This is a genomic window from Streptomyces sp. NPDC005648 (genome assembly GCF_040605395.1).
In the GTDB taxonomy this organism is placed as follows: Bacteria; Actinomycetota; Actinomycetes; order Streptomycetales; family Streptomycetaceae; genus Streptomyces.
The window spans coordinates 36,239-42,875 of record NZ_JBEXCS010000086.1; the positions used below are offsets into that span (position 1 = coordinate 36,239).

Annotated in this window: 6 protein-coding genes; 3 read left to right on the plus strand and 3 right to left on the minus strand. The window is 73.0% G+C overall.

What is annotated here, in order from left to right:
• The first annotated feature begins 118 nt into the window (after positions 1–118).
• Complete coding sequence (locus ABZT17_RS35365) at positions 119–1,153, plus strand: bile acid:sodium symporter family protein (protein WP_356355204.1); 1,035 nt, start codon at positions 119–121, stop codon at positions 1,151–1,153.
• On the opposite strand, the gene ABZT17_RS35370 is transcribed toward ABZT17_RS35365, so the two are convergent.
• The 3 genes from ABZT17_RS35370 to ABZT17_RS35380 all read right to left on the minus strand — a co-directional run bounded on the left by ABZT17_RS35370 (position 1,089) and on the right by ABZT17_RS35380 (position 5,284).
• Positions 1,089–2,315, minus strand: a complete 1,227-nt coding sequence (locus tag ABZT17_RS35370; RefSeq protein WP_356355198.1) for a DUF4185 domain-containing protein — start codon at positions 2,313–2,315, stop codon at positions 1,089–1,091. The genes ABZT17_RS35365 and ABZT17_RS35370 overlap by 65 nt on opposite strands.
• Positions 2,316–2,325: 10 nt before the next feature.
• On the minus strand, positions 2,326–4,251 hold the full coding sequence (locus tag ABZT17_RS35375; protein ID WP_356355199.1) for a sialidase family protein: 1,926 nt from the start codon (positions 4,249–4,251) through the stop codon (positions 2,326–2,328).
• 115 nt (positions 4,252–4,366) lie between these two features.
• Positions 4,367–5,284, minus strand: coding sequence for a zinc-binding dehydrogenase (locus ABZT17_RS35380; RefSeq protein WP_356355200.1), 918 nt, complete (start codon positions 5,282–5,284; stop codon positions 4,367–4,369).
• Between the two features lie 82 nt (positions 5,285–5,366).
• Between ABZT17_RS35380 and ABZT17_RS35385 the strand changes: the two genes are divergently transcribed.
• Together ABZT17_RS35385 and ABZT17_RS35390 are read left to right on the plus strand one after the other, a co-directional pair.
• Complete coding sequence (locus tag ABZT17_RS35385; protein WP_356355201.1) at positions 5,367–5,807, plus strand: MarR family transcriptional regulator; 441 nt, start codon at positions 5,367–5,369, stop codon at positions 5,805–5,807.
• Positions 5,808–5,839: 32 nt separating this feature from the next.
• Positions 5,840–6,367 carry an isochorismatase family protein gene (locus ABZT17_RS35390; protein WP_356355202.1) on the plus strand — a complete coding sequence of 176 codons (528 nt, stop codon included), beginning with the start codon at positions 5,840–5,842 and terminating at the stop codon, positions 6,365–6,367.
• The last annotated feature ends 270 nt before the right edge of the window (positions 6,368–6,637 follow it).

The window sequence follows — 6,637 nt, forward strand, 5'->3', positions numbered from 1 at the left end:
TTCCCGATCGGCCGTGCGAGGAGGACGATGGAGCGGGGTACTCCGTGCCCCACACCCGGAGCGCCTGACATCGACGAGCAAGTGGAGCACCGTGAAACGCCTGCGTTGGCCGAGTTGGATGCCGATCGACCCGTACATCCTGCTGCTGCTCGGGACGGTGGGCCTCGCCGCCCTGTTCCCGGCCCGCGGGACGGGGGCCGACGTGGCCTCGGGCGCCTCCACGGCCGCGATCGCCTTCCTCTTCTTCCTCTACGGCGCCCGGCTCTCCACCCGCGAGGCCCTGGACGGACTCAAGCACTGGCGGCTGCACGGCACGGTCCTCGTCTGTACGTTCGTGATCTTCCCGCTGCTGGGGCTGGCCGCCCGCGGTCTCGTCCCGGTCCTCCTGACCCACCCGCTCTACCAGGGCCTGCTCTTCCTCACGCTCGTCCCGTCGACCATCCAGTCGTCGATCGCCTTCACGTCGATCGCCCGGGGAAACGTTCCGGCGGCGATCTGCGCGGGCTCCTTCTCCTCCCTCGTCGGCATCGTGATCACCCCGCTCCTCGCGGCGGCCCTGCTGGGCAGCAGCGCCGGCGGGTTCTCGGCCGACTCGCTCGTCCAGATCGTGCTCCAACTGCTGGTGCCCTTCGTCGCCGGGCAGGTGCTGCGCCGGTGGATCGGCGGCTTCGTCGCACGCCACAAGAAGGTGCTCGGACTGGTGGACCGCGGCTCGATCCTGCTGGTCGTCTACACCGCGTTCAGCGAGGGCATGGTCCAGGGCATCTGGCATCAGGTGAGCCCGGCCCGGCTCGGCGGGCTGCTGGTCGTCGAGGCCGTCCTGCTCGCCGTGATGCTGGCCCTGACCTGGTACGGCGGCAAGGCGCTGCGTTTCGACCGCGAGGACCGGATCGCCATCCAGTTCGCCGGCTCCAAGAAGTCCCTGGCCTCCGGGCTGCCCATGGCGAGCGTCCTGTTCGGCGCCCATGCCTCGCTGGCCGTGCTGCCGCTGATGCTCTTCCACCAGATGCAGCTGATGGTCTGCGCGGTCATCGCCAAGCGCCGCTCGCGCGACCCCCAGGAGGAGACCGCCGGCGACAGCGCGGAGATCACCGGGCCCGCACCAGCCGCACCGTCACGAACCGCGGCCGGTACAGGGACACGTTCGCGTTGATGCTCGCGGAAGCCCCCGTCGTCTCCAGCCAGTTGACGTCATAGCTGAGCACCAGCCGTCCGCCGCCCGTGCCGAAGCCGCCGTCGGACACCGCCGGTTGCGCCTGCGGGTTGTACGCGGCCACCCCGGCCGCCGGCAGCGAGGGGCTGAAGTTCTTCGTCGGACCGTGCCAGGGGCCGGTGGGGGAGCAGGACCAGTACGAGGTCACGGTGGTCAGGCCTGCCGCCCCCGCGGCCATCGTGAACAGCACATAGGTTTTGTTCACCCGCACCACCGAGAAGGCGCTGCCCACCTTCGCCCCGCGCACCGCGGCGGGCCGCGGCCCCCACCCCGAGCCGTCCCAGTACCGCCACGCCGAGGGATCCGCGAGCCGTCCGTCGGCCACCCGGGCGACATACGCCGACGAGACCGGCCGGGAGGCCGCCTGTCCGTCGTCGCCACCGAACACATAGGTCCAGCCGCCCTGTTCGGTCAGGGTCGTGCCGAACAGGACCCGCCGGGAGGGGTCGGCGACCAGGCTCTGGTCGAGCACCTTCACGACCGACTCGACCCGCAGCTCCGGCAGGGAGAGCGTGGCGACCTCGGTGGCCGTCGGGACGCCGTAGATCCACGGGGACTGTCCGGCCGTCCGCACCCACAGCAGGACCCGCACGACCTTCTCGGACGAACCCGGGGAGCGCGGCTCGACGCGCGCCGCGACCGGCCAGCGCCACTGGTTCGGAGCCGGATCCGCGAAGAGCGGGGCGGGAAGCGTGCTCTCCAGGCGGCCGGCCCGCATCACCACGGCCGAGTTCCGCACCAGCGGCGCCGAGGTGTCCCGCCAGGCGGCGGACTCGCCGACCGGGTTGGGCGGGGCGTGCACCTGGCCCAGATAGGTGTCCGAGAACAGCCACAGCACCCGGCCGTCCGGCAGCCGCACCGAGTGGGTGCCGTCACCGCCGGTCCAGTCGTCGGTACGGGTCTCGTCGTCGCCGTAGCGGGTGAACTCACCGGTGAGGCGGTCGTCCCCGGACCAGGCGGCGGTCGTGTACGGGGTGCACCCACCGCCCTCCCGTTCGCCGTCGTCCGGAAGGGCGGTGAGCAGCACGGCTCCGAGAACCAGCGCCAGCAGCAGGCCGAGGCCGGTTCCCGTCCGCTGTCGTGCTCGTACGTCGTCGGGCACCCACGGGACGTTAGTGGCTCCCGCGCACGCGGTCCATGGGCAGCCACAGGACCGAGTCCTTCATGTTCCTCGCGTCCGGCGCGGACAGGGCCCGCCCGTCGGCCGACTCCTCGTCGCTCAGCGCCCGGTCCCACACCTGGACGTCGTCGATCGCGCCGGTGAAGTACGCCCGGCTGTCCATGCGCTGGCCGATGTGCACCCCGAACGGCGAGTTGCGGCTGACCGACCCCGGCACATCGGCGGTGTCGCTGCGCGTACCGTCGACGAACAGGGAGAGCCGCCCTCCGCCGCGGCGCAGGGCCAGGTGGTGCCACTGGCCGTCGTTGCGGGCGCCGGTGGTGCTCACGGACGCCGACCGGGGGGCCGAAGCGCCGTCGCGGACCGTGATGAGGCCCTGGACGCGGTTGTTCGCGGGCTCGCCGCGCAGCCAGACCTGCGGCTGGGTGGTGCCGGTCCCGCCCATCCACAGCAGCGGCTGCTCACCGCTCGCGGCGGTGTACCGGAACCACAGCGACGCCGTGAAGTCCCTGGTCCCGAGGGGGAGCCGGTCGCTGTACGGCAGGCGTACGGCGTCGTCGGCGCCGTCGAACTCCAGGGCGCCGCCGAACACGCCGTCCGTCTCCCGGGCGCCGCCGAGCACGGCCGCCGGACGGGCGTGCGGGGCCAGGTCGGCGGTGGTCGGGTCGGGGCCCCGGCGGGGCTGGAGCCAGTCCTCGGTGAAGCGGGCGAACCGGATCTCGTCGCGGGCGTCCACCGCGCCGCCCTCGTACAGCAGCCCCACCGTGTCGTGGTCGACGCGCGCCATGTCGGAGTAGCCGGACCAGTCCGTGGTCACGACCGTGCCGCGGTCGACGCTGTCCCAGGTGCGCCCGCCGTCGTAGGAGGAGCGGATCATCATGGTCCGCCGCCGGTCGGGGTCGCCGGGGCAGGCGAGCAGGAGGCGGTCGCCCAGGCCCAGCACGGAGCCCTGGACCATGGGGGTGTAGAGGTCGGGCAGGTCGCGGAACGGCGCGGTGAAGCTGTCCCCGCCGTCGCGGCTGACCGCCTGGGTGCGGTGACCGAGATCGGTGCCGTCGGTCTCCCGTCCGCTGACGAGGACCGAGCCGTCGGCGCGCTCGGCCAGGGTCATCTCGGAGGGCTTCTGCCGGAAGGTGCCGTCGTCCGCGACCGGCCGGCTGTCCGTGGCACCGATCCGCCAGTGGTCGCCCCCGTCGTCGCTGACGACCAGCGCCGCGTGGTTGGCGGTGACCCTCCCCCCGCCCTCGGCCGGCGTGACCCCCCTCTCGCTTCGCTCGCCCTTCCAGGTCTCGGTGTTGACGCCGAAGACCAGGCGTCCGGCGTGCCGGCCACGGGTGAGCTGGATGCCGTGGACGGGCCCTGTGGCGTACCAGGAGTTCCAGTCGGCCGGGAGGATCTCGTCGCTCAGGTCACGCGGCTGCGACCAGGTCAGACCGTCGTCGTCGCTGTACTGCAGATGCGGGGTGCGGTCGCAGGGCACCGAGCAACTGGCGCCGTCCGTACGGCCGGTGTTCCAGGTCTCGGCCAGCAGGACGCGGCCCGTCGCGCGGTCCACGACCGGCGCCGGGTTGCCGTGGGTGTCCCCGCCGCCGTCGGTGACCACCCGCAGCGGGCCCCAGGTCCGCCCGCCGTCCGTGGACCGCTTGAGCACGATGTCGATGTCGGCGGCGTCCCCGCAGTTGAGCACCCGGCCCTCGGCGAACGCGAGCAGCGTGCCGTCCTCGGTCTTCACGATCGCCGGTATCCGGAAGCAGGCGTAACCCGGGTCCTGCGAGGCCCTGAACAGCACCTGCTGCTCGAAGTCCCCGCCCGCGCCCTCCCGTTGGGCATGAGCCGTGTTAGCCGGCACGAGCAGCGCGGCCGTGGTGAACAGGATGGCGAGGGTGGCTCTCAGACGTGTGCGAAGACGTGACGGCATGGTGCGAACCCGCCCTTCAGAGGTCTGGACATCCGGACATCCTACGTCCGATGTCCGTGTCACAGAGGCTAGTTGCGGCGTCCGGAGCCTCACAAGGAGCGTGCGGCCGCGGATTTCACGGTCGCAGCACCACCTTGCCCAGGTTGCTCCGCGCCTCGACCGCCGCATGCGCCCTCGCCGCGTCCCCGAGCCCGAACTCCCCGTGCACGGCGGGCTTCAGCGCCCCTTCCGCGAACAGCCGCCACAGCTCCCGCCGCCACTTCTCGTACGACTCCGGCCGCCCGCGGGCGATCCGCGCCATCTGGAAGCCGATCACGGACTTGGCGCCCACGAGAAGGTCGTACGCTCGGATCGTCCCGCCGCCCGAGCTGTACGCCACCAGCCGCCCGCCGGGCGCCAGTGCCGCGAGCGCCGGGGTGAGCAGCTCGCCGCCCACCGCGTCGAGGGCGTAGTCGACGGGCTCGCCCCAGCTCTCGTCGCCGTAGACGGCGACGGTGTCCGCGCCGAGGGAGCGTACGAAAGCGGCCTTCGCCGGATCGGAGACGGCGCCCACGACCCGCCGCGCGCCCCGCAGCCGCGCCAACTGCACGGCCAGATGGCCGACCCCGCTCGCCGCCGCCGTGACGAGAGCGGCCTCGCCGGGTTCGGGACGGGCGGCCTCCAGGGCGCCCAGGGCGACCAGACCGCTGCGGACGAGGGCGACCGCGTCGACGGCGGTCGCCGAGTCGGGTATCGGGGAGGCCATGGACTCGTGGAGCGTCGCGAAGTCGGCGTAACCGTGCCCGAAGCACAGGCCGGTCACACGGTCGCCCACCCCGAAGCGGCCGACGCCCTCGCCGAGGGCCACCACCTCTCCGGCGATCTCACCGCCGAGCGCGATCGGTTCGGCGGCCTCGGTGACCTTGCGGACGACGGGAAGCGTGACGCCGATGGCCTCGCAGCGGACGAGGAGCTCGCCGGGGCCGGGTTCCGGAACGGCGGCCTCCTCCAGGAACAGGGGGCCGCCGGGGGATTCGTAGCGGACGCGGCGCATCGCACCTCCATAAACCGTTGGGACTCCCAACGGTATCCCTTATTTATTGGGAAGTCCAACGACTTGCCGGTAGTCTGGCACCATGTCGTCCCAAGAGCCCCTCGCGGAGATCCGTTCCCTGCCCAGTTGGCTGCTGGGCCGCGCGGCCGCCCGAGGGCGTGCCCTGGTGACCGAGGCGCTTGCGGCCGAGGGGCTGAAGATGTGGCACCACGTGGTGCTCTCCGCCGTCCGTGACCTCGCACCCGTCGCGCAGGCCGACCTCGGCCGGGCCGTGAGCCTCGACCCCAAGGACCTGGTCGGCGTCCTGAACGACCTCCAGGCCGCGGAACTCGTCGTTCGCGAGCCGGACCCCAAGGACCGCCGCAAGAACGCGGTGTCGATCACCCCGGAGGGCGCACACCTGCTGAAACGCTGCGAGAGGGCGGCGCGCGCGGCCAACGAGGAGCTGCTCGCCCCGCTCTCGGCGGCCGAACGCGACCGGTTCATGGGCCTGTTGATCCGAATTTCCGGCACGGACGGCTGATACGGAGGGCTGACGACGGATAACGTTCCGTCATGACCGCACCCCTAGCCCTCGATCCCGCGCGCAGCGCCCTCGTCCTCGTCGATCTGATGGACCGGATCGTCGCGCTCCCCCTGGAGCCCCGCAAGGGCACCGAAGTCCTGTCCACCGCCGAGGAGTTGGCCGCCGCCTTCCGCTCGGCCGGCGCACCCGTGGTCCTCGTCCGCGTCGAACGCCCCGGTCTCGCCGAACAGCCGCCGGGCAGCGGCCTGGTGGCGGGCCTCGCCCGGGACGGCGACGTCGAGGTCGTGAAGCGGACGATCGGTGCCTTCCAGGGCACGGACCTCCACGAGCGGCTGCGCGAACGCGGCGTCCGCACCCTGGTGTTCGGCGGTATCGCCACCAACCTGGGCGTCGAGTCCACCGCCCGCGCCGCCGGCGACCTGGGCTACGACCTGGTCTTCGTGGAGGACGCGATGGCCGCCTTCACGGCGGCGGAACACGAGGCGTCGACCCGGCTGGACTTCCCCCGCCTGGGCACGGTGGTACGAGCACGAGAGGTACGGTTCGTGACCGGCTGACCAGGCCCCCCGCACACCGCCGAACGGCCCCCCTTCGGCGCCCCCCTTCGGCGCCCCCCATGCGGCGCCGCCCTGCACCGCCCCCTGTACGCCGTGCGGCACCGTCGGCCCACGGCGAGTGCCCACCAACCCGACCCGTGCCCACGCGTCGGCCGCGAAGAGAGCCGCAGGGGGCGCGCCGGTGTCGGGGGGGGGTCCCCCCCGGCGGGGGGGGGCCGGGGGCACGGGGGCGGCGCGGCACCCGCCCACGGCCGGCCCCCCGGCGCAGGC

Coding starts and splice junctions, on each gene's coding strand:
- ABZT17_RS35365 (WP_356355204.1), top strand. CDS start 119: ATGCCGATCGACCCGTACATCCTGCTGCTGCTCGGGACGGTGGGCCTC.
- ABZT17_RS35375 (WP_356355199.1), bottom strand. CDS start 4,251: ATGCCGTCACGTCTTCGCACACGTCTGAGAGCCACCCTCGCCATCCTG.
- ABZT17_RS35380 (WP_356355200.1), bottom strand. CDS start 5,284: ATGCGCCGCGTCCGCTACGAATCCCCCGGCGGCCCCCTGTTCCTGGAG.
- ABZT17_RS35385 (WP_356355201.1), top strand. CDS start 5,367: ATGTCGTCCCAAGAGCCCCTCGCGGAGATCCGTTCCCTGCCCAGTTGG.
- ABZT17_RS35390 (WP_356355202.1), top strand. CDS start 5,840: ATGACCGCACCCCTAGCCCTCGATCCCGCGCGCAGCGCCCTCGTCCTC.